Here is a 24,830-nt window from a genome sequence, read left to right as displayed (position 1 = left end):
ATAACAAAGGGTAAAGGCAGGTGCTTGAAAATGAAGGACTTATTAATTAAACAAACGGAAAAATTTGTCCGAAATGAACTAGGTGAAGATGCCACTGGCCATGACTGGTACCATGTTGACCGTGTCCGGCGTAATGCCTTACATATTTGCAAAGAAGAAAGGTTTGGAGATCCGTTTGTCATTGAAATGGCAGCACTTCTTCATGATATACCAGATGAAAAACTAAATAAAACAGTGGAACTAGGGAGGGCCAAGCTCGAATCTTTTTTCAAAACCATCTCGGTTCCAGATGAGTTCAAAGAACATATTATTCAAATCATTGACTCGATTTCATATAAAGGCGGCAGGAAAACAAAGCTAAAAACCATTGAAGCAAAGATCGTACAGGATGCAGACCGTTTAGATGCAATTGGAGCTATTGGGATTGCAAGAGCCTTCGCTTATGGCGGTAAAAAAGGCCAGCCTATCTTTGATCCTGCTGTACAAGTCAGGGAAGAAATGAGCTTAGAAGAATATCGAAAAGGAAAATCAACAAGCATTCACCATTTTTATGAAAAATTATTAAAATTAAAAGATTTGTTAAATACAGAAACAGCTAAGAAAATCGCAGAGAAAAGGCAGGAAATGATGCTTAGCTTTTTAGAACAATTTTACCAAGAATGGGATGGACAAGATTTATGAAGATGCTCACAGTAGAAAATGTTTCAAAAACGTATGGTGAGAAGCAGCTCTTTGACCATATTTCCTTTACAATTAGTGAAAAGGAGCGGGTGGGATTAATTGGCATAAATGGGACCGGAAAATCCTCCTTATTAAAAATAATTGCTGGGTTAGATGCACCTGATGAAGGGAAAATTCTCTCTCCTAAGGAGTACACCATTTCGTTTTTATCCCAACAGCCCGAATTAGATTTAGATAAAACAGTACTTGAACAAGTCTTCCGCGGCGATGCGCCGATTCTAAGACTGATGCGTGGATATGAAGAGACTCTATTAAAACTAAATATCTCCCCATCTGATACAAAAGTTCAAGACGAGCTTTTTCAATTACAAAAGCAAATGGATGCTTTAAATGCCTGGGATGCCAGCACAAATGCCAAGTCCATTTTAATGAAATTAGGAATTGAGGATTTTACAAAGAAAATTGGAGAACTTTCAGGCGGTCAAAAAAAGCGTGTCGCACTTGCGCAAGTATTAATTGCTGAGCCGGATTTATTAATTTTAGACGAACCAACCAACCATCTTGATTTTGATTCTGTTAAGTGGTTAGAAGATTATTTAAGCCGATATAACGGTTCGATTTTGCTAGTTACGCATGACCGTTACTTCCTTGACCGTGTTGCCAATCGGATGTTTGAATTAGATGGCGGTAATCTCTACAGCTACAAAGGAAACTATGCTGCCTTTTTGGAAGCAAAAGCTGTTCGGGAGGAAAACGAAGCAGCAACCTATGAGAAAAATAAAAACTTATTTCGAAGAGAGCTGGAATGGATTAGACGCGGTGCCAAGGCGAGGTCAACAAAACAAAAAGCTAGAATTCAGCGTTTTGAAGATTTAGATGACAAGCTTACAACCGGAAAGCCATCGGGTGAAAAATTGGATATTACATTAAATGGCAGCCGGCTAGGTAAGCAGGTTTTTGAATTGAAAAATGCATCGAAACGATATGACCAAAAAGTAATCCTTAATCATTTCGATTTATTGGTTAAGCCGGGGGACCGGATTGGGATTATTGGTAAAAACGGTGCCGGTAAATCGACATTACTGAATATTTTAGCAAAGAAGATCCCGCTGGATAAGGGTGAATTTAACATCGGGCAAACAGTGAAGCTCAGCTTTTATACACAAGAAAGCGAAGACATGGATGACAATAAGCGGATGATTGAATACATCAAAGAGACAGCTGAAGTTATCGATACATCGGATGGTAAGACTATTTCTGCTGCACAAATGCTTGAACGTTTTTTATTTCCACCGTTTACTCACGGCACTCCGATACGAAAATTATCTGGTGGAGAAAAACGCCGTCTTTACCTTTTAAAGCTGTTAATGACAGCACCAAATGTCCTCTTGCTGGATGAGCCAACGAATGATTTGGATACACAAACCTTAACCGTTTTGGAAGACTATTTGGAAGATTTCCCAGGTGTTGTTATTACGGTTTCCCATGATCGTTATTTCCTAGATAAAGTGGCGGAACAGCTGCTAGTTCTTCGCGGAGAAGGTGAAATAGGCTCTTTCTATGGGAATTACAGCGATTATCTTGAAAAAGAAACAGCGCTTGAAGTACAAAAAAACGCGGTATCTAAGCCAATATCACCAACTAAAGCTCCAGAAAAGGAAAAAAAGAAGCGGTTAACGTTTAAGGAGAAAAAAGAGTGGGAAGAAATTGACGCGGTGATTTCCAATACAGAGGCAAAAATTGAAGAAGTAGCTGCGGAAATGGCTGCAACCGGCAGTGACTTTACAAAAGCTCAGGAATTAATGAAACAGGAAAAGGAATTAAACGAAAAGCTAGAGTATTTAATTGAGCGCTGGTCCTATCTAGCAGAGATAGCTGAACAAGAATAAGAAAACAACAAGAATTAGGTGATTGTGTTGAAAATAAAGGCGATTGAACCAACGCCAAGTCCAAATACAATGAAAATTAATTTAGACCAAGAACTTCCAATGGGCAAAAGCCATAATTATAAAAAAGAAACTTCTTCAGACGCCCCTCCAATTATTCAAGCAATCCTGCAAATTGAAGGAATAAAGGGTGTATATCATGTTGCTGATTTTTTAGCCGTTGAGCGAAACGCAAAATATGATTGGAAGGAATTATTACCTCAAGTCCGCCAGGCGTTTGGTGAAAAAACAGAGGAAACTGCTAATATAAACAAGCTAGACGAGCATTTTGGCGAAATTAAGGTAGAAATTCAAATGTTTAAAGACATTCCTCTTCAGGTTAAACTGACAGATAGTTCCACGGAACGAAGGTTTGGAATGCCAGATTACTTTTTAAAAGCAAGGGAACAGGCACAGCTTCCCGAGGATAATTATATCCTTTTGCGTAAATGGCAAAATCAAGGAGTCCGCTATGGCGATTTTGATCATATTGGTCAAGAGGTTGTCGAGGAATTAATTGCAGCCTATCCAAAGGAGCGCCTTAAAGCACTTGTAACAAAAGCGCAAAGCTCAGGTACACCAATTGTCCAGAAAGCAAAGCGAACTCGTAAAAAAGTAACAACTGAGGATTTAAACAATCCTGACTGGCAGTTACGCTATCAGTTGCTAGAACAAATGGATGACCCTGAACTCGATGATTTACCTATGCTTGAAAAAGCATTGCAAGATGAGAAACCCTCCATACGGAGACTGGCAACAGTATATCTTGGTATGATCAAGGAGAAGGAAGTTCTGCCGTTACTATATATCGCATTAAATGATAAAACTGTAACCGTGCGCAGAACAGCAGGTGATTGCTTATCCGATTTAGGCTTCCCTGAGGCAGCAAAGGAAATGGTCAAAGCATTGAAGGATAAGAGTAAGCTTGTAAGGTGGAGAGCGGCTATGTTTCTCTATGAGGCTGGCAATGAAGAGTCTTTACCAGCCCTTAAAGAGGCTGAAAAAGATCCGGAATTTGAAGTCAGTATGCAAATCAAAATGGCGATTGAAAGAATTGAAGGCGGAGAAGAAGCGAAAGGTTCAGTCTGGAAACAGATGACGGAAGCAAGAAAGTCTGACCAGTAATTTTGTAAATTAGCCATGATTATAGTATTCTATATGGAGAAGAAATGGAGTGAATGTGAATGTCAAATGCATATGAAGAATATATGAAACAAATGGTTTTACCAATGCGTGAAGAATTAACAAGAGCAGGCTTTGAAGAGCTAAAAAGTGCTGAAGAGGTCGAAGATTTTATGGAAAAAACAACGGGTATAACACTTGTTGTAGTAAATTCCGTATGCGGCTGTGCCGCGGGCTTAGCAAGACCTGCAGCAACCCAAGCTGTGTTAAATAGTGAGAAAAAACCAGAGCATTTAGTAACTGTTTTTGCTGGACAAGATAAAGAAGCGACAGCAAAAATGCGTGAGTACTTTGAAGGAATCGAACCTTCATCACCATCAATGGCATTACTAAAAGATAAACAGGTAGTTCATTTTATTCCGAGACATGATATTGAAGGCATGCCGATGGAAGTTGTTATGCAAAACCTATTGGGCGCATTTGAAGCTCATTGCTAAAGGGATGTCAGTAGACGTCCTTTTTTTAATAAATAAAGGCTCTGTTAAACGACATTGCTGTTTTTCATACTCTGTTGATTGGAGCGGAAGGCGCTCGACTCCTCGAAAATGCTAATGCATTTCCTTCGTGCGTGGGCGGATTCGAGGATGTAAAATCAATGTCCTGCGGGAGTACGGGGCAGGGGAGACCCCACAGGCGCTAAAGCGCCGAGGAGGCTCCCCGGCACGCCCGCGGAAAGCGATCGCCTGGAGCGGAAATCAACAGCCAAATTTAACAGAGCCTAAATAAAAAGAGATGATCGTATGTTTGTAACAACAGCAGGAAGAACAAACGAGGAAATGATTGAACGTGCACTGCAAATTTCTAAATTTTTACAGGTTCCTTATCTCCCTCGCAAAAAGAAATCGATTTACCATATTCAACAACAGGCTGACAGTGACTGTATTGTTGTGGGGAAAGAACGATTGGAGCTTTTTGAGAAAAATACTAACCAGCCATTTTTCTTCCACCCTAATTCAGCGATGTTTCGGATTAAGCGGCTAATCAGTGGTGACTACGACCCATTTGCTGATGCCGTAAAACTTACAAAAGGTATGACATTTCTTGATTGTACCCTTGGCCTTGCTTCAGATGCGATAATTGCAAGCTTCCTCGTTGGGCGAGAAGGGATGGTAACCGGTATAGAGGGTCAGAAATACTTGGCCTTCATTGTTCAACAGGGACTGCAAACTTGGGACTCCGGACTTCCTGTCATGGATGAGGCCATGAATCGCATCCGTGTTATTCAAACGAACGCCCGCGATTATTTAAAAAGTCAACGAGATTCATCAGCTGACTGTGTCTATTTTGATCCAATGTTTGAAGAAACGATCCTTGAATCCGATGGGATTAAAGCTTTAGGCCATTTTGCTATTCATGATAATCTGACTGATGAAATGATAACCGAGGCCATCAGGGTAGCTAAATATAGAGTAGTCTTAAAAGATCAATACAAAAGCTTGCGCTTTGAAAAATATGGCTTTCAAGTCATGCGCCGAAAAACCGCAAAATTTCATTTTGGAGTAATAGAAAAAAACTGAAAGCTCTTACTTTCAGTTTTTTTCCATTTTGCCCAAAAAAGAAGTATAATAATTTGTAAGAAACTTAAATTCAGAAATCTCTTACAATAAAGGTGTGAACCGATTATGAACAAGTGGCTGCGTAAATCACTTTTTGTCACCATATCGATTTTAACATTTGGTCTTGTAACCCCATCACAACTAATAAATCAAGCGAATGCAGAAAAAATTAATGATCGAGACGGTTTCGAAACTCCAGCACCTGAAAGAAGTTTTGTTCAGGCAAATAGTTATTTAATAGAAACAGAATTTAATAGAGAAAAGTTTATGCAGGAACTAATTAAACAGGCAGAAATTCAATCCTATCAAAAGTTTGGGACTAGAATAAAGCCAGTCATCGAAAGTGAATTCCGAGAAATAATTTTACCGAATATTGAAAAGGCAATCGAAGAAACAGCTTCGCAGTTTCCAGAGGATCGTGTTAAGAATCTGACCATAACAGAACAGCCTGGTTCCGGGCTTTCTGAGAAAATTTTTAATATAAAAGATAGTGTTTCAGGGAAAGATATTATACGTTTCCATGTAAGACGCGATAATCCGCCGCAGGCAGGCTATTGGTTTAATTTTCATTATCATACCTATCATGATGATTTTCATACCCATCATGAGCTGGGTACCATTTATTGGGACAGAAATACTCCGCCAAAATGGATGAGCTAGTCCTTCATAAATTTTTTTATAATAAATGAAACCTTTTTAAAAGAAACTCGTAAATAATCTATCACCAAAAATGGAGGAATGTAAAAATGGCAGTAAGTTTATCTAAAGGTCAAAAGGTTGATTTAACAAAAACAAATCCTGGTTTAACAAATGTTGTGGTTGGATTAGGATGGGACACTAATAAATATGATGGCGGTAATGATTTTGACTTGGATTCATCCATTTTCCTTTTAGGAGAGAATGGCAAAGTAACGAATGAAACAGACTTCATTTTTTACAATAATCGTGAAGGCGCAGGCGGTGCTGTCGTACATACTGGAGATAACCGCACAGGTGCTGGCGATGGTGATGATGAACAAGTGAAAATTAATCTTACAACTGTTCCAGCTAATATTCAGAGGATTGCATTTACCATTACCATTCATGAGGCGGACAGCCGGAACCAAAACTTTGGTCAGGTCAGTAATTCTTATGCGAGAATCTTCAACGAGGCAACTGGCGAAGAATTAATCCGATATGATTTAGGGGAAGATTTTTCGATTGAGACTGCCATTGTTGTTGGAGAATTATATCGTCACAACGGTGAATGGAAATTTAGTGCGATTGGCAGCGGATACCAGGGAGGATTAGCTGCGTTAGCAACTGATTTTGGCTTATCAATTGGTTAATAATTTAAAATAAGTCTATGTTAAAGGTCATTGTTGATTTTTTATAACGATGTTGATTGGAGTGGAAATCAACATCCAAGTTTAACACTTCCAAAAAAAGACCCAGTTAGATGGGTCTTTTTAAAAAATCATGTTTACTATCTAGGAGGAATTCTTTTAATGTCAGTTTTACAACATATATTAGATACATACTCACAGTTTTTTAACTGGGAAATGTGGGGAGAGGTGTTAACAAATCCTGTCAGCTGGGGATTGATAGGTACTCTTGTTATTTTAGAAGGATTACTCTCTGCAGATAATGCCTTAGTTTTAGCCGTCATGGTTAAACATCTGCCACCCGAAAAACGGAAGAAAGCTCTGTTTTACGGTTTATTAGGTGCCTATGTCTTCCGGTTTATAGCGATTGGAATCGGGGTATTCTTAATCAAACTATGGTGGGTAAAAATATTAGGTGCAGGTTACTTGGCATGGTTATCCATTAAGTACTTTTTGGATAAGCGAAAAGGGGCTGAGGAAGAAGAGCAGCATGAGGAAGGTATCAATCAAAAAGGACTCTTAATTCGCTTATTTGGAACATTCTGGGGAACAGTTGCTGCTGTCGAATTGATGGATATTGCTTTTTCCGTTGACAGCGTTTTGGCAGCATTTGGTGTTAGTGAAGAAGTTTGGGTTTTATTAATTGGCGGTATGCTCGGCGTCTTAATGATGCGGGGGGTAGCAGGTGTTTTCTTAACACTAATTGATCGCGTGCCAGAACTAGAAACAACTGCTTATATTTTAATCTTAATTATTGCGATTAAGATGCTTCTTGCAGTATTTCATATTGAAATGGGACATATTACATTCTTTATTATCTTACTATTAACCTTTGGTGCTACTTTTATCGTTCATTATAACAATAAAAAAAAGGAAGGCAGCAGGGAAAATAATTCATAATGTTTGTCAAAGGGGTGGGGAGCTGACGAAAGTCTGTTTCCCCTCTCTTTTTTACCATTCACAGAGGAGAAACGGGTAATGGAATTTTTTACATACTTTTATGAAGATGAAATTGAACGGTTTTTCTTCCGAAGACCAGGGACATTTTCAAAATACACAAACCGTGACATTTTGTCCTACGGTTTAGGTGCAACACTCTATATGCCAGCTACCCGCCCAAATATCCATCAGGAAATCCTTTCAAAAAAGCATGAGGGTTTAACCTCGCTCGTCATAGATTTGGAGGATGCAATAAGCGACCATGAAGTGGATACCGCTGAAAATTTACTTGTTGGGGAATTATTAAAGTTACAAGATGAATGTAGTAAAGGATTCTTAAATTATGAGGATTTACCTCTTATGTTTATCCGGATTCGTCAACTCGAACAATTGCAACACCTTAAGAATCAGTTGGGTGATGCATTGAACCTTTTAACAGGCGTAGTCATACCTAAATTCAGCGTCGAATTTGGCAGGGGTTTATTGGAAATAGTACGTGATGTTCATACTGAGGCTCATCCTTTTTATGCAATGCCCATACTTGAATCAGCTAAGGTTATCCAGAAGGAAACAAGGTTGGATGAACTAATGGAGATCAAGCACCTTTTAGATCAATACAAGAAATATATTCTGAATGTTCGAATAGGGGCGACTGATTTCTGTGGTTTGTACGGCATACGGAGAAATATGGATACAACTGTTTATGATATTGCTGTTTTAAGAGATTGCATTTCCGATATTATAAATGTCTTTCAACGATTTGATAGTTCGTATGTCATCTCAGGTCCTGTCTGGGAATACTTCTCTGCGAAAAAAAGGATGTTAAAGCCCCAGCTCCGGCAAACTCCGTTCCGTGAACGATACGGAGCAGAAGGCCTCAAATGGAGAGCCCAATTAATTGATGATAACATGGATGGTCTAATCCGTGAAATCCTGATGGATATTAGTAATGGGTTAACAGGTAAAACAATCATTCATCCATCACATATAAAGGTCGTTCAGGCCCTTAATGTGGTTTCCTATGAGGAATTTATTGATGCCAGTAATATAGTAAAAGCATTCGATGAAAATAATGGGGTTATGAAAAGTGAATTTGCGAATAAAATGAACGAAGTAAAGCCTCATTATTTTTGGGCCAAAAAAATATTATTAAAATCACAGGTTTACGGGGTGTTACATGAAGAATTCACAAGCATTGACCTTATCAGAAAAGAAGTATATGTTTAACATCCTTGATTCTATTAAGGTGGAAATAGATCGTCTTCAAAATCCTTTTCATATTCCCATAGACGAGCTTTTTACAATGGCCGCTAGAATCAATAAAAAGCGTTCGTTTTTATTTATTAGCAAGGTGCTTGGAAAACATTTACCCATTGAACCAATAAAGGGCCTGCTAATCGCTGCTCTTCTAGGTGCAAGATATATAGAAAAGGTTAAGGGAGGAGAATGTCAGGAAAAAGAGAGATTGCTATCTTTATTCCTAACAGGCAGAACTTATTACAGCCGCCCCTTTATTCCAAAACATTTCAATCCGGTCATTATTGGTTTTGCGGAAACGGCCACTGCTCTTGGACATGCTTTTTTTGATTGTTTCCAGGCTGCTGAGTTTTTTCATACAACAAGAGAAGAGATTAGCGGGGAAACACCTGTAATAACGTTTGAGGAGGAACACTCCCACGCAACATCCCATCGTTGTTATGTTTCCCTAGAGATGATTGATCATCAGCGTGAAATTATACTCGTTGATGATGAAATTACGACCGGTAACACTGCCTTAAATATTATCAAATCCATTCATGAAAAATTTCCGAGACCTGTTTATACTGTAGTAAGTATTTTGGATTGGCGTTCACAAGAATATCAGCAAAAGTTTTTAAGGTTGGAACAAGAATTAGGAATTAAAATAAATGTGGTCAGTTTGCTATCTGGTCATATCGAGATTCATCAATTAAAAGAATTAGAAAATCGTTCTAAAATGCTCAGAACAACCAACCGAGAGACTTCAATAGAAGTATTGCGCCTAGGATCTTATTTTACAGCTTCCAAGTATTTTTCTAAAGATCAATTGAATGGAATCCCTTATCTAAACGAAACTGGGCGTTTTGGTTTAAATAGCTTGGAAAATTTTAATGTACATGAAAGAGTCTCTTCTGCTGCAGACTTCCTAAGGCAAAATAGAGTGGGGGATCGTACACTATGCCTCGGAACTGGAGAATTTATGTATTTACCTATGAAACTAGCAGCTGAAATGGGCAAAGATGTTTTTTACCAATCCACGACCAGAAGTCCGATATTTATCGAGAATAAAGAGGGGTACGGGGCGAGGTTTGGGGTCAACTTCCCTAATCCGGAGAACGAGAAAATTTCACACTCGGTTTATAATATCCCTCCGAACTACTATGATGAATTATTTGTATTTTTTGAAAGGGAAGTATCTGAAGAACAGCTTCAGCCAATGCTTGGTGAATTAGGAGAATTAGCTTTTCAATCAATAAAAATTGTCTTTTTTTCATAGGCTCTTTTCGTAAACAATGTTGTTATTAAAACTAATAAACGCTGCTAAATCAGCATTTTGCTCGTAAATACCTGAAAGAACTTACGAAAAGATGCTCCGATACCAACAATATTACGGGTTTACAATTTAAACAAAAAACAATAATTTATGCGAAAACCAGCCTTTTCAAAGGACAGAGGTGAATAGGATGCAAAAAATACTCAACAAACCTGCAAAAATCGGAACCTATCATGAGGATGATGTTCTTTTTTTATTAAAGGATTTAAGTGACATAGTTTTGGAGGATACGGCACTAAATCGCGAAACAAAGATCCAATCAGGGGGGCATTACAGCGAATCGCTGCCGATAGAATATCAGCCTCCTAAAGAGTATGTAAAGGTTTTCTGGGACACCTTACAGCAATATAAACAAAAAGTAGCCTTATGTGTGGGGATTGTCTCAGAGCAAATATTTAAATTAAAGGGTTCTAATGCGGTTCTCGTTTCGCTTGCCCGGGCTGGGACACCAGTTGGAATCTTAATTAAACGATATATAAAGTTAAAATACGGGATCAGCTTACCTCATTATAGTATCTCCATAATCCGTGATAAGGGAATTGATGAAAATGCCCTTCACTATATTCAACAAGAGCATCCAGGTGCTGAAATTCAATTTGTGGACGGCTGGACAGGGAAAGGGGCTATCTCGTTAGAATTAACAAACGCATGCCGAAAATATGAAGAAAAATTTCGCTTAAAGCTTGATGATACACTTGCCGTTATTGCTGACCCTGGCTGTTGCACGACACTTTATGGTACACGAGAGGACTTTTTAATACCAAGTGCTTGTTTAAATTCTACCGTTTCTGGCCTTGTCAGCAGGACCGTGTTAAATGAAGCGTTTATTGGTAAGGATGATTTTCACGGGGCTAAATTTTATCGGAATCTGCTTTCAGAGGATGTTTCTAATGAGTTCATTAATTTGATATCAGAAGAGTTTTCTACCATCGGTAAGGAAGCAAAGGAATCAGCCTTAAATCTTTTGTCTAGAGAACTCGAAACAGGATTTATAGGATTAGAAAATGTAAAAAAAATACAGGCGGATTTTTCGATAGAGAGTGCCCATTATATTAAACCTGGGGTTGGAGAAACAACAAGGGTCCTCCTCCGCAGGGTGCCATGGAAAATTTTAATGCGTGATCCTTCAAGTCCATTTGTTAAACATATCCTAATGCTTGCTGAAGAAAAAGGTGTGGAAGTCCAGGCTTATCCAGATATGAAGTATTTGTGCTGTGGTCTAATCAAAAAGGTCAAGGGGATACAAGCATGATTTTTGCATCTGACCTCGACCGGACATTAATTTTTTCTAAACGGGCAATTGAAGAGTTTGCGGTGCCTGAAGGTTTAGCATTAACACCAGTTGAAAAAAAGGATGGCAGCTGGGTGGCTTTTATGACAGAAAACTCCTATAACCAGTTAAAAGAGCTATCAAGTCAAGGCTTGTTCGTACCTGTCACTACCAGGACGACAGAGCAGTTTAGCCGATTTGTCATTTTTGCAAAAGATATTAAAATTAAATATGCCATAACGTCAAATGGTGCTAACATTCTTTATCAAGGGATTCCAATGAAGGAATGGTCGAAGCAGCTCCGTGCCCGTTTAAAACTAGAGTCTGTTACGCAAGCTGAGTTGCTTTCCAGATTGGAAAGGGAAAGTGTCTATTTAGACGGGGTAAAGAAACAGGCCGAGGAATGGTTTTTTTATTTTCTATTAAACTGCCTTCCGTCTGATTTAGAAAGAAAATCCATTGAGGATTTGGCTGCCAAGTCAGGCTGGAGAATTTCGCTCCAAGGAAGAAAACTCTACTTTATCCCTCAGGCTATTAGTAAAGGAAACGCGCTTGATTTTATTTGTCAACTTGAAGGGGTGAAAACGGTTGCCGGGGCGGGCGATTCTATTCTTGATTGGGACTTCCTAAAGAACTGTCAGCACCGATTTGTTCCAAACCATGGAGAGCTTGCCAAACATCTGGCGCATGTGTCAGGCGGCCGCACCTCGATTTTAACAATAAATAGCGGTGTTCGTGCAGGAGAAGAGATTATCCAACATTTCTATCAACTAATCCACACTAATCCTATTTTTTTATCGTGATTTTACTAATAACAAAATAGTAAAGGCAGCCAAAAAAACTGTAGCTTGCAAGAAAAAACAGAAGGGCCATGGTTAATGACGGGATAACTGGAGATAAAAATATAGTAAAGATAAAGCTGAAAATAAATAAATCTAAATAAATAAATAGGTCAGAAACCATTACTTCCATTAAGGTTTCTAACTCCTCTGATACGTGATCCAGTTTCGGTCGTTTATATAAAAATCTCATTTGAGTCACCTACTTAGTATGAGTACTCCATTAATATGTAGGGACATGTGAAAATGTGAAAAAGTAGGATTAGAGCTAAAAATGAAACAAATTTGGCTCTCTTTCGTATAAACAAATGAACCAATGAAATAACTGTGATATGATGAAATGGAAACCTTACATAATTTTCTAATCGATAACAATAAGCTTCGCTTTTAGAGGGAAGGGATTATGATTGTATCCAACATTAAATCAGTTAAACGTCCATCCTGTATCCCTTTCATTTGAAAATTGGCAGGGCATGCTGAAAAAAACGCTGCCGGAACGGCCGAATTATTCAGTTGAAAATGGAACGATTCAGATTGGGCAAGTAATTGGAAAGTTTTTGGGCTTACCTATTGACACGGATGAGTATTATAACCAGTTGCATGATTATGTCCATAACCAGGAATGGAACCTTGAACTGTTAAGTGAGGATTCTCTGGATAAAACCATACATAATACTCACTTTCAAGCGATTCAAAGGGTCATAAACATAAATAACGAGCAGAAGCTTTCTATTAATCGTTTCACGGCGTTTCTTGATGGTGAACAGCTGTTGTTAAAATCCAGGGTACCGGTTATTCACCGAAAACTAAGAGAAGCAATGATTTCCACACTTGAATTATTTGCAAACCGCGAAACGGATGGGATGAAAAATCATGAACTCAGGAGGGTTTTGGTTGATCTTGTAAAATGGTCCTTGAACCATTTACAACTCTTGTTAGAACAAGCTGATCCGCAAAAGGCAATGCCCAAATTCTTGTGGTATGGCGACTTTAAAAAAAGTCATCAATACTTTTTATATTATTTAATCGAGCTTGGCTGTGATCTCATAATCTTCCATCCGGAAGGAAGAGATATATTATCCGGCATAGTCACGGAAGAAATCTTCACCTATCATTACCCAAATCAGCAGCCTGCAGAGCCATTCCCTCAGGAAAAGCGCAGCCGGAAAACGACAGTTGCTTACCGGGCATCAAAAGAGATTGAGTCGATCCTAAATTCTGAGGGGTCCGGCCTTTATAAGCCCTGGCAATTACGGGATTATACACCTTCGTCCATTACATTAAAAACGACCTATGACGAGCTGTTTATCCTCGCGAAAGAAATAGCAATGATCCGTCCGGACTTTGAGGTGAGTAACGGTGAAGTTAAGATTCCCTCGATATTTGCTAAAGTCCAAGGAGTAAGTAAGAACCGGAAAGAATATTGGGAACGGCTTCAATCGATTAGTCAATTAGGACATAGCTTGTTGATTAGAGGGCTGCCCTTTACGAGTCCAAGTACTAGTGATTTTCGATATCACTATCGAAACGCTCTCGGCAAGGATGGTTTGCTGAGCGCTGAGAAGGTAATGCAATCACATTATTGGCCCTATTCCTTTTTAGATGCAGGATTGCAAAAAGGAATAGTCCAAGCCATAAGAAGGATTTGTGAAGCACCCGCTTTAAAACCGCTCTCAGTGGAAACTGACGAAGAAGTAAGAGTTTATCTGTTTACCCAGGCGATGTTTATGCCCAAGAATATCATTCAGTTAATGGAGAAATTTGATTATTCTCAAGCTGTCCCTAAATTAATTATTTACAATAACGAAACGACAGGAAGGCTATCAAGGTCGGATGCAGCACTGCTTTTGCTTCTAAATCAATTTGGGATCGATCTCATTTTGTATAATCCATCAGGCCATAATGATATCGAAAACTATGTCGATGAACGATTATTTGATAAGCACTGGCTTGATGAAGTGGTGTTTGACTTGGAGTTTAAGGAACCATCGCTTTTTAAAAAAGGGCTTTTTCAAGGAATCTTAAAAAATCTAAGGGGAGATTAAACAGTGAATTTATCACCAAATCCATCTAACGGTTTAACACCTGCAGCGGCTGATGATGTTCTAACCGAAACAAAAGTATCAGATATAAAACTTGCTTTACGAAAAGAACCAGAAATTCAAAATTTAGCTCGTACTATTGATGATCGAGATCAAATTCAAATATTGGAGTTTGGAAAAGAGCCGGCTGTGCAAATATCTCGCTTCTCCGATCAAATCTTAAGTAATATGAGGACAACAAAAGTAGAAGATTCTGGTGAACTGCTGAAACATCTTGGGCGGATAATGGATAAATTTGATGCCAAGGACTTTCAAAAGACTTCTGGGGGACTTTTTGGCAAGCTGTTTAAAAAGGGCGAAAAAATCGTCGAAAAGCTGTTTGGAAAGTATCAGACAATGGGATCCGAAATCGACAAAGTTTATGTGGAGATCTCAAAATATCAGCATGAAATGGTCGATGCCACTAATATGCTTGAACAAATGTATGAACAAAATTATCAATACTATCTAACACTTGAAAAATATATTGTTGCCGGTGAATTAAAGGTAGAAGAATTGAAAAACACCAGCCTTCCACAGCTCGAGGCCCGCGTCGCTCAAGGAGATCAACTTGCTTCGATGCAGTTGGATTCGTTAAAAAATGCAATTGACCTGTTGGAACAGAGGATATATGACCTTGAAATGGCGAAGATGGTTGCACTTCAGACAGCTCCACAAATTCGATTGTTGCAAAGAGGGAATACCAAACTTATTGGAAAAATTAACTCTGCTTTTGTAACTACGATTCCTATTTTTAAAAATGGGTTAATTCAAGCAGTTGCAGCAAAAAGGCAGAAGCTTGTGGCCGATTCGATGAGCGAGCTTGACCGAAGAACCAATGAAATGTTATTAAGAAATGCTCAGAATATTTCTCAACAAAGTACTGATATCGCAAGACTTGCTGGCGGTCCTAGCATTAAAATTGAGACAATTGAAGAATCCTGGAATATTATCATCAAAGGGATGCAGGAAACACGTGCAATTGAAGAGGAAAATAAACGTCTTCGACTTGAAGGTACAAAACGGTTAGAACAGCTGCAAGAAAACTTTAAAAAATTGAAACAATCCTAAATTCTATACAAATATTTTAATGGGGTGAATAATATGGCAATTAATTTACAAAAAGGCCAGCGAGTTGATTTAACAAAAGGAAATCCAGGATTAACGAAAATCATGGTAGGTTTAGGCTGGGATCCTGTCCAAAGCGGTGGCGGCGGCAAGTTATTCGGCGGCTTATTTGGCGGCGGTGCTAGCAGCTCCAACGTAGACTGTGATGCCTCTGTCATAATGCTCGGGGCGAATGACAAATTACAACACAATAAAGATGTTATTTATTTCGGAAACTTAAAAAGTAACGATGGCAGTGTCCAGCACTCCGGTGATAACTTAACAGGAGATGGAGACGGTGATGATGAACAAATAATGATTGACCTAAGCCGTGTTCCCGCGAACATTCAAAAACTAGTTTTTGTTGTTAATATTTATGATTGTGTAAAAAGAAAACAACATTTTGGAATGATACAAAATGCGTTTATTCGAGTTGTGAATCCCACTACAAACCAAGAGCTGCTTCACTATAATTTAACAGATAATTATAGCGGACTTACATGCCTTGTGACGGGTGAAATCTATCGCCACGGCAATGAGTGGAAGTTTGCTGCGATTGGTAGTGGAACGAATGCTGCCAGCTTAAGTGAGGTTGTACGTTCTTATAGTTAATTAAGAAGAAAACTCGTAAAGAGGTGATCTATTTGGGAATTAACTTAGCAAAAGGACAAAGAATTGACTTAACCAAAACCAACCCGGGCTTAACAAAGGTTATTGTCGGGCTCGGCTGGGATACAAACCGCTATCATGGCGGTTACGACTTTGACTTGGATGCTTCCGCATTCTTAACAGATGCAAACAGCAGAGTGGTCCAGGATGCCGACTTTATCTTTTATAATAACTTAGTGGATCCTTCTGGAGCTGTCGAACATACAGGGGATAACCGAACTGGTGAAGGGGACGGCGATGATGAACAAATTAGGATTGACTTCAGTAAAGTGCCCTCCCATGTGCATCGAATTGCGATTACAGTCACGATCCATGATGCTGATGCTAGAAATCAAAATTTTGGTCAAGTCTCTAATGCCTTTGTTCGTTTAGTGGATGAGGAGACAGATAGAGAGGTCCTCAGATTTGACCTAGGCGAGGATTTTTCAGTTGAAACAGCTGTGGTTATTTGTGAAGTTTACCGTCATAATGGTGAATGGAAATTTAACGCTGTCGGAAGTGGTTTTGCAGGCGGATTGGCCGCCCTTTGTCGGAATTTTGGGTTAGAAGTTTAGCATATTGATTCGGGGGAGCTGTCAACGATGTTGATAGCTTCTCTTTTTTCTAGCATGGCAATCCCCAATAATTATGATAAAATGGAGAAATATGAATCACAGGGAGTGTCTTAAGTTGAAACAATATCTACAATTATGTGAACATGTACTGAAAAATGGCCATGTTAAAGGCGACCGAACTGGTACTGGGACGATTAGCACATTTGGCTACCAAATGAGATTTAACCTTGAGGAAGGTTTCCCGCTTTTAACGACAAAGAAGCTGCACTTAAGATCCATTATTTATGAATTGCTTTGGTTTTTAAAAGGAGACACAAATGTACGTTACCTCCAGGAGAACGGAGTGCGGATCTGGAATGAGTGGGCGGATGAACATGGTGAATTAGGTCCGGTTTACGGTCATCAATGGCGCTCTTGGACAGGGGCTGATGGTAATACCGTTGATCAAATCAGCGAATTAATTGAGCAAATTAAAACCAATCCAAATTCCCGAAGATTGCTTGTGAATGCCTGGAATGTAGCTGAAATTGACAATATGGCCCTGCCGCCTTGTCACTGTCTGTTTCAATTTTATGTTGCTGATGGGAAATTGTCTTGTCAGTTATACCAGCGTTCTGCAGACGTCTTTCTTGGTGTCCCTTTTAATATTGCATCATATGCGCTTTTAACTTTAATGATTGCTCAGGTTTGTGATTTAAAACCGGGTGAGTTTATTCATACATTTGGGGATGTGCATATTTATCAGAACCATCTCGAACAAGTAAAAGAACAATTGTCGAGGGAACCGCGGAAATTGCCAACCTTGAAAATCAATCCAAATGTGAAGGATATCTACTCTTTTGAATATAACGACTTTACTTTAGAAGGTTACGACCCACATCCACACATTAAAGGAGCCGTCAGTGTATGATTTCTTTTATTGTCGCAATGGATCAAAATGGTGCTATTGGTAAGGATAATCAACTCCCATGGCATTTACCGGAGGACTTAAAGTTTTTTAAAAAGGTAACAATGGGACACCCGATTGCAATGGGGAGAAAAACACATGAATCGATTGGACGCGTCCTGCCAGGCCGAGAAAATATCGTAATTACCAGACAGCCTAACTATCAAAGTGAAGGCTGTACCGTTTACTCCTCAATCGATGAGTTTGTGATGAATAGCCGAAAGCAAGAAAACGAATTTTTTGTTATTGGCGGAGCTGAAATTTTTCGGGATACATTTCCATTTGCGGATAGACTATACATTACCTATATTGATGAAAATTTTGCTGCAGATACCTTTTTTCCTCCGTTTAAACAAGAGGATTGGGTCCTAACATCGGTTGAAAAAGGAATTAAAAATGAAAAAAATCCTTACGATTATGAATTTAGAATCTACGAGAGAAAAAACGGACACTAATAGAAAAAAGCATCAATAGATGCTTTTTTATTAAGAAATTGGTCCCTAATGCATGTTCCTCTAATATCTAACCAAAAATAGCAGTCATAATATTTTAAAGATTTAATCAACACTAAGAAGATTGACTTAAGCGCTTGTAATTGTTAAATTGTCTATAGTGAATTACTATTAATTGTGAAAACGTTAAATGTCACTTTAATTGAATTTTTATTGGATTTTGTGAAATAACTATGAATTATTGAGGATAATTACCTCAAAAGGATATTTCAATACTATAATCATAGTAGAAATATACAACATCATTTGAAGGGGATGTAAATCCATGTTTTCTAATATCGGAGTGCCCGGATTAATTTTGATATTAACTCTTGCATTAATTATTTTTGGACCAAAGAAACTTCCTGAAATCGGTAAGGCTTTTGGACAAACTTTAAAAGAATTTAAAAAATCTACTCGTGAATTAACGGATGATGTTATGGAAGATATTACAGAAGAAAAGAAAAATTTGACTAAATAAGGTGTAAGATTCTATCTTGCACCTTTTTCTTCACGAAGATAAACCTATATGGATGCGTGAAAACATGTTAATCTCTCTAGTGAAGTGACTATTTACAGACAGAAGATTTTAACATACTTTCACTTTTTTAACCTTTGAAATTGGCAGGGGAATTACATGGAAGATAAAGAATTAAATTTAGTTGATCATTTAGAGGAATTGCGCAAACGGATTATTATATCTGCTCTGGCATTTATCGTCTTTTTTATTGTTGGCTTTATCTATGTAGACGATATTTATAAATGGTTTGTTGGAAATACCAAGCTTCTCGTTCTCGGACCAAGTGATATTATGTGGATTTATTTCATGCTCGCAGGCGTTGTCGCCTTGGCTGGGACAATTCCAGTTTTAGCCTTACAAATCTGGTTATTTGTCAGGCCTGCACTACGACCAAATGAACGAAAAATAACCGTCACCTATGTCCCAGCACTATTTATATTATTTGTTTTGGGGCTTGCATTTGGATATTTTGTAATTTTTCCAATGGTACTTAACTTTTTGGTGAACATTGGTCAAGATATGTTTGTTACGAACTTCACTGCTGACAGGTATTTTAGTTTTATATTGAATATGACTCTTCCATTTGGGGTTTTGTTTGAATTACCAGTAGTAGTTATGTTTTTAACCTCTCTTGGAATCATTAATCCGTTTGTTTTAGCGAAAATTCGTAAGTATGCCTATTTTGTTCTAATTATCATTGCCGTTGTTATTACACCTCCTGATTTTATGTCTGATTTTGTTGTAACTTTACCATTGTTACTTCTTTATGAAGTGAGCATTAATTTATCAAAGTTCGTTTATCGAAAAAAATTAAAAAAGCAGCAAAATGAAGATCATGAAGAAGAAGTTATAGAAGCATAATCTAGTTAAGAATGACTTTAAAATGGATGAGTCAAATTGACATCATCCATTTTATTTTAGTTTGACTAATTGACAATCCATTCCTATGACTTCATAGCCTAGTCTGTTTAAGTGCTTCCGAATTCCGCTTCTTTCCCATGTTTTTAGTATCGTGTTTTCTAAACTTTTCTTTGGATAAAATATGCCAGCATTAGTTAGTTCATCAAAGTTCATCCCCTGCTGAACATAACGGGTGACTAGTTCATCCCGCTGCTCGATCTTCGCTAGAAATCGGTCCATTGCCTTACTAAATTCCTGTTTGGAGAAGATTCCTTTTTGATGCCCAGTTATATAGGTATCAGCATCAAGTGTTAACAGTCGTTTACCAGATTCAATAAAATCTTCAATATCTCCATCAGTTCCGTTGTACCAGGGTCCAAATGAGGTCATATCATAATCACCTGTAAAAACAACTCCTAATTCCGGAAAGTATGGACATGAAAAGCCGCTTGTATGTCCTGGCGTGTGTAAAAATTGTACCTTTATTCCCCCAAATTTATATTCGGTCTCATAATGATATGCTCCGGAAATTTCTCCAAGGTTTCTCACCCAATCATCTGGAAGCGTGGCTTTCCACTTTTCAACACCCTCTTGCCCCCACTCCTGAAAAACTCCATTAACACTAGCAACGCCTTCAATCGTAAGCGATGTCTCATACTCAATTGGATTAATTAATTTTGATATATTTTTGAATAAATGGTTATGAAGTGTGTGATCAGGATGATAATGGGTGTTGAGGATTAATTGGACACCATGCTCTCTGTCGACATTTTTGAGAACCTTTTCCTCGGCCCCAGTATCAATTAGTACCTTTTCAGAACAGTTTAGATAAAGACTTCTGGAATTAGGAACTTTACTGAAATTGGCGCCTTCTAGGATTAAGATTGGACCAATTCGATTCATTTTGTTCACCCCACTTTTGAAATTTAAATATTTATTTAACCGAGTGAATGCTCATTCATAATATCATAATTTTCTAATAATTAAAAGATGAAGTTATACCTTTTTAATATATCCATAGTTTGTTATACAAGAAGGGGATGCCACTAATTCTAAGAAGCTGTTTACTTTCATCTAGTCAATAACTTTGCTACACTATTCTCGATATAGAATAAAAAGGTTGCAGGTGATTGAATGAAGACACGTTCTTATTTTGTATTTGGACTGGTTTTAATTTTATTATTATCCGGTTGCGGAAAAAAGCAAATTGAAAATGCAGTAAATTGGCCAATTAAGGACTTTACGGCAACAAATCAGCAAAACAAGCAAATAGGACTTAAGGATTTAAAAGGAAAGGTTTGGGTTTCAGCATTTATTTTCACTAGCTGTGCAGATGTTTGCCCTCCAATGACTGCTAATATGGTAAAACTTCAAAAGAAATTAAAAGAAGAAAATCTGAAGGATGTTGAATTAGTTTCCTTTAGTGTTGATCCAACTGTTGATACACCTGAAGTATTGACAAACTACGCTAAACAATTTGGTGTGGAATTTAGTAATTGGACATTCCTAACCGGTTATTCTCAAGAATTTATTGAAAAATTTGCAACGGAAAGCTTCAAAACGATTGTTAAGAAACCTGCGGAAGGAAATCAGGTGATTCATCAAACTTATCTTTATTTGGTTGATCAAGAGGGGAATATTAAAAAGACATACAGTGGTTATAAAGATGTTCCCTATGAGGAAATCATCAATGATATAAAAACATTACAATAGACCTTTATTGGTCTATTTTTTATAGGAAAAGGATATTGTACATATTTGTTTTGAATATTTATAGTCGTGTTATAATAAAGAAAACTTAGGAGGCAGGTGAATAGAGTTGAAAAAGTTTTTCCCCCTTCTAATTCTTTCGATCATGTTATTATGTTCGTGCAGTCCATCCAATTCATTAGTGTTTCATCAGGAAAAGAAAGTCGCTGCACAAGTTTTTCAACCAATCCCAGCTGATTTTATCCCTCGAAAGCTAACGGTGTTAGCTGCAGGTGATTCTCTCACTCAAGGGGTCGGAGATAGTACAGATCAAGGCGGTTATTTGCCATATCTTAAATCGATGCTCGAAAAAGATAAAGGAGTTCAAGAAGTTGATTTTTACAATTATGGTCTCAAGGGAAATCGGACAACACAGCTGTTAAAAAGACTCAAATCCCCTAAAATTAAGCCCATTTTGCAGCAGTCCAATTTGGTGATTCTCACCATTGGTGGAAATGATATCATGAAGATTGTCAAAGACAATATTTCAGACTTGCAGGTATCAGATTTTCTTAAGGAAAAAGAATCCTATCGCAGCCATTTAACGCAAATTTTCGACGTGATATTCAAAGAAAACCCAAATGCATCCATCGTGTTAGTTGGCGTGTATAACCCATTTTCGAAATGGTTTTCGGATATAAAAGAAATGGATCAAATTGTCGCTGAATGGAATCAAATCGGCCAAAGTGTGGTTAACCAATATTCTCATTCCTATTTTGTGTCAATCGGAGACCTTTTCTTAAATGCAGATGAAGATGTTTTGTATACAGATAATTTCCATCCTAATGACAAAGGATATAAACTAATGGCAGAGAGAATTAATGAAGCTTTAGCAAATCAGGTTTTACCTGATATAGAGAAAAAGGCCTACACGGTCAGCACTGAGGAGAATTAGATGAAAAATAAATGGAAACTGGGATTCCTTATTTTGTTAGGAATCAATCTATTAATTGCAATTATTCTTTTTTCGTTAGTTATGGCCCCAATTAATGAGAAGGAACCCGTAAAAACAAACACTTCGAGTGAAGACTATGTATCTTTTCATGTTAGATCAAACAAGTATGACTTAAACAGATTAATTAACCATTATTTGAAAGAAGAAGCAGCTGACTCTCCTATAGAATATAAGGTTCTGTTGGGAGATGAGGTGGAATTATATGGTGCACTTCCTTTTTTTAGTGAAAAGTTAAAATTGAAGCTGACTTTTGAACCATCGGCCCAAAAAAATGGCGATTTAATTTTAAAGCAAAAGTCGATGTCAGTTGGAAAATTGCATCTCCCCATTTCGTACGTTTTAAACTTTATTAGGGAGAACTATAAGCTGCCGAAAGGTGTTGAAATCAGACCCAATGATCATCTGGTCTATATTCATATGCAGCAGTTAAAACAAAAAAGCGATTTGAAAATTAAGGTAGACAAATTTAATTTGAAAAAAGATGATATTGCTTTTACAATATTAGTCCCAGTGAAATAGGCGTCCGCTTAGGACACCTATTTTTTAATCCTTTATACTAATATATTGTAATTCAGGTTTATCCTGTGATAGCCCTAAAAAGACAATCGTATAGCTTTCATTAGGCTTAAAACTTGCTTTTGTTAACGGAAGCAAGAGATCTTTACTGCCAGCATTCCTTGCTTCCAAATCCACTGTCATAGGAGTTAATCCTAAATATTCGGTTGCTTGTTTGTATCGGACCATAGGGAAAATCACATCGCGTTCTTTAACAGCAATATCTAGTGCGGGGGAATCAGGAGATAAATGTATAAAACGGACCTTTGCTTCATTTATAGGAACCTCAGGGTGATTTAAAAACACCAACAGCCGCATCTTTTTAACTGAATCAATGGTGGTTAAAGTGTATGATTTTCCTTCCTCAACTGTTAAGTTTTTATTTAAGACACTATCAATCATATTTCCAGCAGGATAAATATCGATGTGGTATTTCCCAGCTTTCAAACGTAAATTCTGACTGACTTTTGTAAAAGCTAAATCTTTAATGACACGGCTCCCGTTAATATAGATATCAACGTTCGGGGAATCTGGGGATGTATGCAGGAAACGGACTTGTGCATCACCTTGTAATACTTGATCAGGTGATCTATTTAGGTTCATCGCTTTATTCATGTATTTATAATGCTTTAAATAGAAATGCATGTGTAAGCTAGGGTTAGTATATTTATAGAGCTGTGCTAACAAATCATACATAGCTGCTTTGTGGAGATAATCAGTTTGCTTCCTTTTCTCGGACATAATATCAACTCCTTACCTACTGGATTACACCATAATTTATTCAAGCAGATATAGGTAGGTGTCTAAATGGACTATAATGTTGCGATAAGGAATGGCAGAAATGGCTGGAGCAATAAGTTTATTTTTCAAAAAACATTCTGTATACTTTTATGTAAATAAAAAAGGGGTGGGAACGTGGATAATAAACATCAGTTAGCAACTTTTGCCGGCGGCTGTTTTTGGTGTATGGTCAAGCCGTTTGATGAACAACCTGGAATAATCAGTGTTTTGTCTGGTTATACAGGGGGAACAGTTGAAAATCCAACGTATCAACAGGTTTGCTCGGATACAACCGGACATTATGAAGCCGTTCAAATTACGTATGATCCGGACATTTATCCCTATGAGAAATTACTGGAATTATTTTGGCAGCAAATTGATCCAACCGATCCGGGCGGTCAATTCTATGATCGCGGCCAATCCTACCAGACAGCTATCTTTTATCACAATGAAATCCAAAAAGAGCTTGCTGAAAAATCGAAACAAGCTCTTGAGGAAAGCGGGCGTTTTTCAAAGCCAATTGTCACACCAATATTGCCTGCTAAGACATTCTATCCTGCTGAAGAATATCATCAGCACTATTATAAGAAAAATCGTGCCCATTATCAGTCATACCATATAGGTTCAGGCCGTGCCGGGTTTATTGAAAGACATTGGGGGGACAACGATGCAAAATAAAGATTTGAAAAAAGAATTAACATCCATTCAATATGAAGTTACGCAAAACAATGGTACAGAACCGCCTTTTAGAAATGAATATTGGAATGAAAACAGGGATGGTATTTACGTAGACATTGTATCGGGAAAGCCATTATTTAGTTCGCTTGATAAATTTGATGCAGGCTGCGGCTGGCCAAGCTTTACGAAACCGATAGAAGATGAGGAAGTGATTGAAAAAGAAGATTATAGTCATTTTATGATCCGGACAGAGGTTCGAAGTAAATCGGCTAATTCGCACTTGGGTCATGTCTTTAATGATGGACCGCAACCAACGGGATTACGCTATTGTATTAATTCTGCTGCACTTAGGTTTATCCCAAAAGAAAAGCTTAAAGAAGAAGGATACGGTGAGTTTATCAAGCTCTTTGAAGAAAAACGATAAGGACGTCCATTTTGGGCGTCCTTTTTTTCTTATGAGATAAGAAAGTATAAAAGTTTTTAACTTTGAGGATTGGCTAGCTCCAGCGCCTAGCCC

At 37.9% G+C, this 24,830-nt stretch carries 27 protein-coding genes; 25 read left to right on the top strand and 2 right to left on the bottom strand.

Annotation, left to right across the window (positions count from 1 at the left end; genetic code table 11):
* Nucleotides 1-30: 30 nt before the first annotated feature.
* The 20 genes from COD92_RS01425 (at nt 31) to tatC (ending at nt 19,557) form a co-directional block, all read left to right on the top strand.
* Complete coding sequence (locus COD92_RS01425; protein ID WP_098530480.1) at nt 31-681, top strand: HD domain-containing protein; 651 nt, start codon at nt 31-33, stop codon at nt 679-681.
* Nucleotides 678-2,570, top strand: coding sequence for an ABC-F family ATP-binding cassette domain-containing protein (locus COD92_RS01420; RefSeq protein ID WP_098530481.1), 1,893 nt, complete (start codon nt 678-680; stop codon nt 2,568-2,570). The genes COD92_RS01425 and COD92_RS01420 overlap by 4 nt, the downstream gene beginning before the upstream one ends.
* A gap of 27 nt (nt 2,571-2,597) precedes the next feature.
* The gene (locus COD92_RS01415; RefSeq protein ID WP_098530482.1) at nt 2,598-3,731 is read left to right on the top strand and encodes a conserved virulence factor C family protein; all 1,134 of its coding nucleotides are present in this window, start codon (nt 2,598-2,600) and stop codon (nt 3,729-3,731) included.
* A gap of 59 nt (nt 3,732-3,790) precedes the next feature.
* On the top strand, nt 3,791-4,225 hold the full coding sequence (locus COD92_RS01410; protein ID WP_098530483.1) for a BrxA/BrxB family bacilliredoxin: 435 nt from the start codon (nt 3,791-3,793) through the stop codon (nt 4,223-4,225).
* Nucleotides 4,226-4,528: 303 nt separating this feature from the next.
* Nucleotides 4,529-5,305, top strand: a complete 777-nt coding sequence (locus COD92_RS01405; protein WP_098530484.1) for a class I SAM-dependent methyltransferase — start codon at nt 4,529-4,531, stop codon at nt 5,303-5,305.
* Between the two features lie 105 nt (nt 5,306-5,410).
* Entirely contained in the window at nt 5,411-6,004 is a 594-nt protein-coding gene (locus COD92_RS01400) for a YpjP family protein (RefSeq protein WP_098530485.1), read from the top strand.
* A gap of 86 nt (nt 6,005-6,090) precedes the next feature.
* Complete coding sequence (locus tag COD92_RS01395; RefSeq protein WP_098530486.1) at nt 6,091-6,672, top strand: TerD family protein; 582 nt, start codon at nt 6,091-6,093, stop codon at nt 6,670-6,672.
* 159 nt (nt 6,673-6,831) lie between these two features.
* The gene (locus tag COD92_RS01390; RefSeq protein WP_098530487.1) at nt 6,832-7,608 is read left to right on the top strand and encodes a TerC family protein; all 777 of its coding nucleotides are present in this window, start codon (nt 6,832-6,834) and stop codon (nt 7,606-7,608) included.
* A gap of 78 nt (nt 7,609-7,686) precedes the next feature.
* A complete protein-coding gene (locus COD92_RS01385) occupies nt 7,687-8,874 on the top strand; it encodes an HpcH/HpaI aldolase/citrate lyase family protein (RefSeq protein WP_098530488.1) in 1,188 nt (395 codons plus the stop codon).
* Complete coding sequence (locus COD92_RS01380) at nt 8,825-10,162, top strand: phosphoribosyltransferase family protein (protein WP_176541201.1); 1,338 nt, start codon at nt 8,825-8,827, stop codon at nt 10,160-10,162. The genes COD92_RS01385 and COD92_RS01380 overlap by 50 nt, the downstream gene beginning before the upstream one ends.
* Before the next feature lie 187 nt (nt 10,163-10,349).
* A complete protein-coding gene (locus COD92_RS01375) occupies nt 10,350-11,471 on the top strand; it encodes a cysteine protease StiP family protein (RefSeq protein ID WP_098530489.1) in 1,122 nt (373 codons plus the stop codon).
* Complete coding sequence (locus COD92_RS01370) at nt 11,468-12,292, top strand: HAD family hydrolase (protein WP_098530490.1); 825 nt, start codon at nt 11,468-11,470, stop codon at nt 12,290-12,292. Before COD92_RS01375 ends, COD92_RS01370 begins: the two co-directional genes overlap by 4 nt.
* Before the next feature lie 443 nt (nt 12,293-12,735).
* Nucleotides 12,736-14,373: a YceG family protein gene (locus COD92_RS01360; RefSeq protein WP_098530492.1), complete on the top strand. Its 1,638-nt coding sequence runs from the start codon at nt 12,736-12,738 to the stop codon at nt 14,371-14,373.
* A gap of 3 nt (nt 14,374-14,376) precedes the next feature.
* The gene (locus COD92_RS01355; protein WP_098530493.1) at nt 14,377-15,480 is read left to right on the top strand and encodes a toxic anion resistance protein; all 1,104 of its coding nucleotides are present in this window, start codon (nt 14,377-14,379) and stop codon (nt 15,478-15,480) included.
* A 33-nt stretch (nt 15,481-15,513) separates the two neighbouring features.
* Nucleotides 15,514-16,128 (top strand): TerD family protein, encoded by a 615-nt coding sequence (locus tag COD92_RS01350; protein WP_098530494.1) that lies wholly within the window; start codon nt 15,514-15,516, stop codon nt 16,126-16,128.
* 32 nt (nt 16,129-16,160) lie between these two features.
* Complete coding sequence (locus COD92_RS01345) at nt 16,161-16,739, top strand: TerD family protein (RefSeq protein WP_098530495.1); 579 nt, start codon at nt 16,161-16,163, stop codon at nt 16,737-16,739.
* Nucleotides 16,740-16,854: 115 nt separating this feature from the next.
* On the top strand, nt 16,855-17,649 hold the full coding sequence (locus COD92_RS01340; protein ID WP_098530496.1) for a thymidylate synthase: 795 nt from the start codon (nt 16,855-16,857) through the stop codon (nt 17,647-17,649).
* Nucleotides 17,646-18,140, top strand: coding sequence for a dihydrofolate reductase (locus COD92_RS01335; RefSeq protein WP_098530497.1), 495 nt, complete (start codon nt 17,646-17,648; stop codon nt 18,138-18,140). Before COD92_RS01340 ends, COD92_RS01335 begins: the two co-directional genes overlap by 4 nt.
* Nucleotides 18,141-18,462: 322 nt before the next feature.
* Complete coding sequence (tatA, locus tag COD92_RS01330) at nt 18,463-18,657, top strand: twin-arginine translocase TatA/TatE family subunit (RefSeq protein ID WP_098530498.1); 195 nt, start codon at nt 18,463-18,465, stop codon at nt 18,655-18,657.
* A gap of 156 nt (nt 18,658-18,813) precedes the next feature.
* A complete protein-coding gene (gene tatC, locus COD92_RS01325; protein WP_098530499.1) occupies nt 18,814-19,557 on the top strand; it encodes a twin-arginine translocase subunit TatC in 744 nt (247 codons plus the stop codon).
* 51 nt (nt 19,558-19,608) lie between these two features.
* On the opposite strand, the gene COD92_RS01320 is transcribed toward tatC, so the two are convergent.
* Nucleotides 19,609-20,499 (bottom strand): MBL fold metallo-hydrolase, encoded by an 891-nt coding sequence (locus COD92_RS01320; RefSeq protein WP_098530500.1) that lies wholly within the window; start codon nt 20,497-20,499, stop codon nt 19,609-19,611.
* 231 nt (nt 20,500-20,730) lie between these two features.
* Here COD92_RS01320 and COD92_RS01315 point away from each other — a divergent pair, with 231 nt between their 5' ends.
* The 3 genes from COD92_RS01315 (at nt 20,731) to COD92_RS01305 (ending at nt 22,819) form a co-directional block, all read left to right on the top strand.
* On the top strand, nt 20,731-21,309 hold the full coding sequence (locus COD92_RS01315) for an SCO family protein (protein WP_098530501.1): 579 nt from the start codon (nt 20,731-20,733) through the stop codon (nt 21,307-21,309).
* A gap of 106 nt (nt 21,310-21,415) precedes the next feature.
* Nucleotides 21,416-22,240, top strand: coding sequence for an SGNH/GDSL hydrolase family protein (locus tag COD92_RS01310; RefSeq protein ID WP_098530502.1), 825 nt, complete (start codon nt 21,416-21,418; stop codon nt 22,238-22,240).
* Nucleotides 22,241-22,819, top strand: a complete 579-nt coding sequence (locus COD92_RS01305; protein WP_098530503.1) for a YpmS family protein — start codon at nt 22,241-22,243, stop codon at nt 22,817-22,819.
* 24 nt (nt 22,820-22,843) lie between these two features.
* Here the strand turns inward: COD92_RS01305 and COD92_RS01300 are convergent, their stop codons facing one another.
* Nucleotides 22,844-23,596, bottom strand: coding sequence for a DUF4397 domain-containing protein (locus tag COD92_RS01300; RefSeq protein ID WP_098530504.1), 753 nt, complete (start codon nt 23,594-23,596; stop codon nt 22,844-22,846).
* Nucleotides 23,597-23,821: 225 nt separating this feature from the next.
* Here COD92_RS01300 and msrA point away from each other — a divergent pair, with 225 nt between their 5' ends.
* Together msrA and msrB are read left to right on the top strand one after the other, a co-directional pair.
* Nucleotides 23,822-24,313, top strand: a complete 492-nt coding sequence (gene msrA / locus COD92_RS01295) for a peptide-methionine (S)-S-oxide reductase MsrA (RefSeq protein WP_480254372.1) — start codon at nt 23,822-23,824, stop codon at nt 24,311-24,313.
* Nucleotides 24,303-24,737, top strand: coding sequence for a peptide-methionine (R)-S-oxide reductase MsrB (gene msrB / locus COD92_RS01290; protein ID WP_098530506.1), 435 nt, complete (start codon nt 24,303-24,305; stop codon nt 24,735-24,737). The genes msrA and msrB overlap by 11 nt, the downstream gene beginning before the upstream one ends.
* The last annotated feature ends 93 nt before the right edge of the window (nt 24,738-24,830 follow it).

It is taken from the genome of Bacillus sp. AFS037270, from assembly GCF_002585305.1.
The sequence above is the reverse complement of the archived record's forward strand: the minus strand, read 5'-3'. Positions and strand labels throughout refer to the sequence as shown.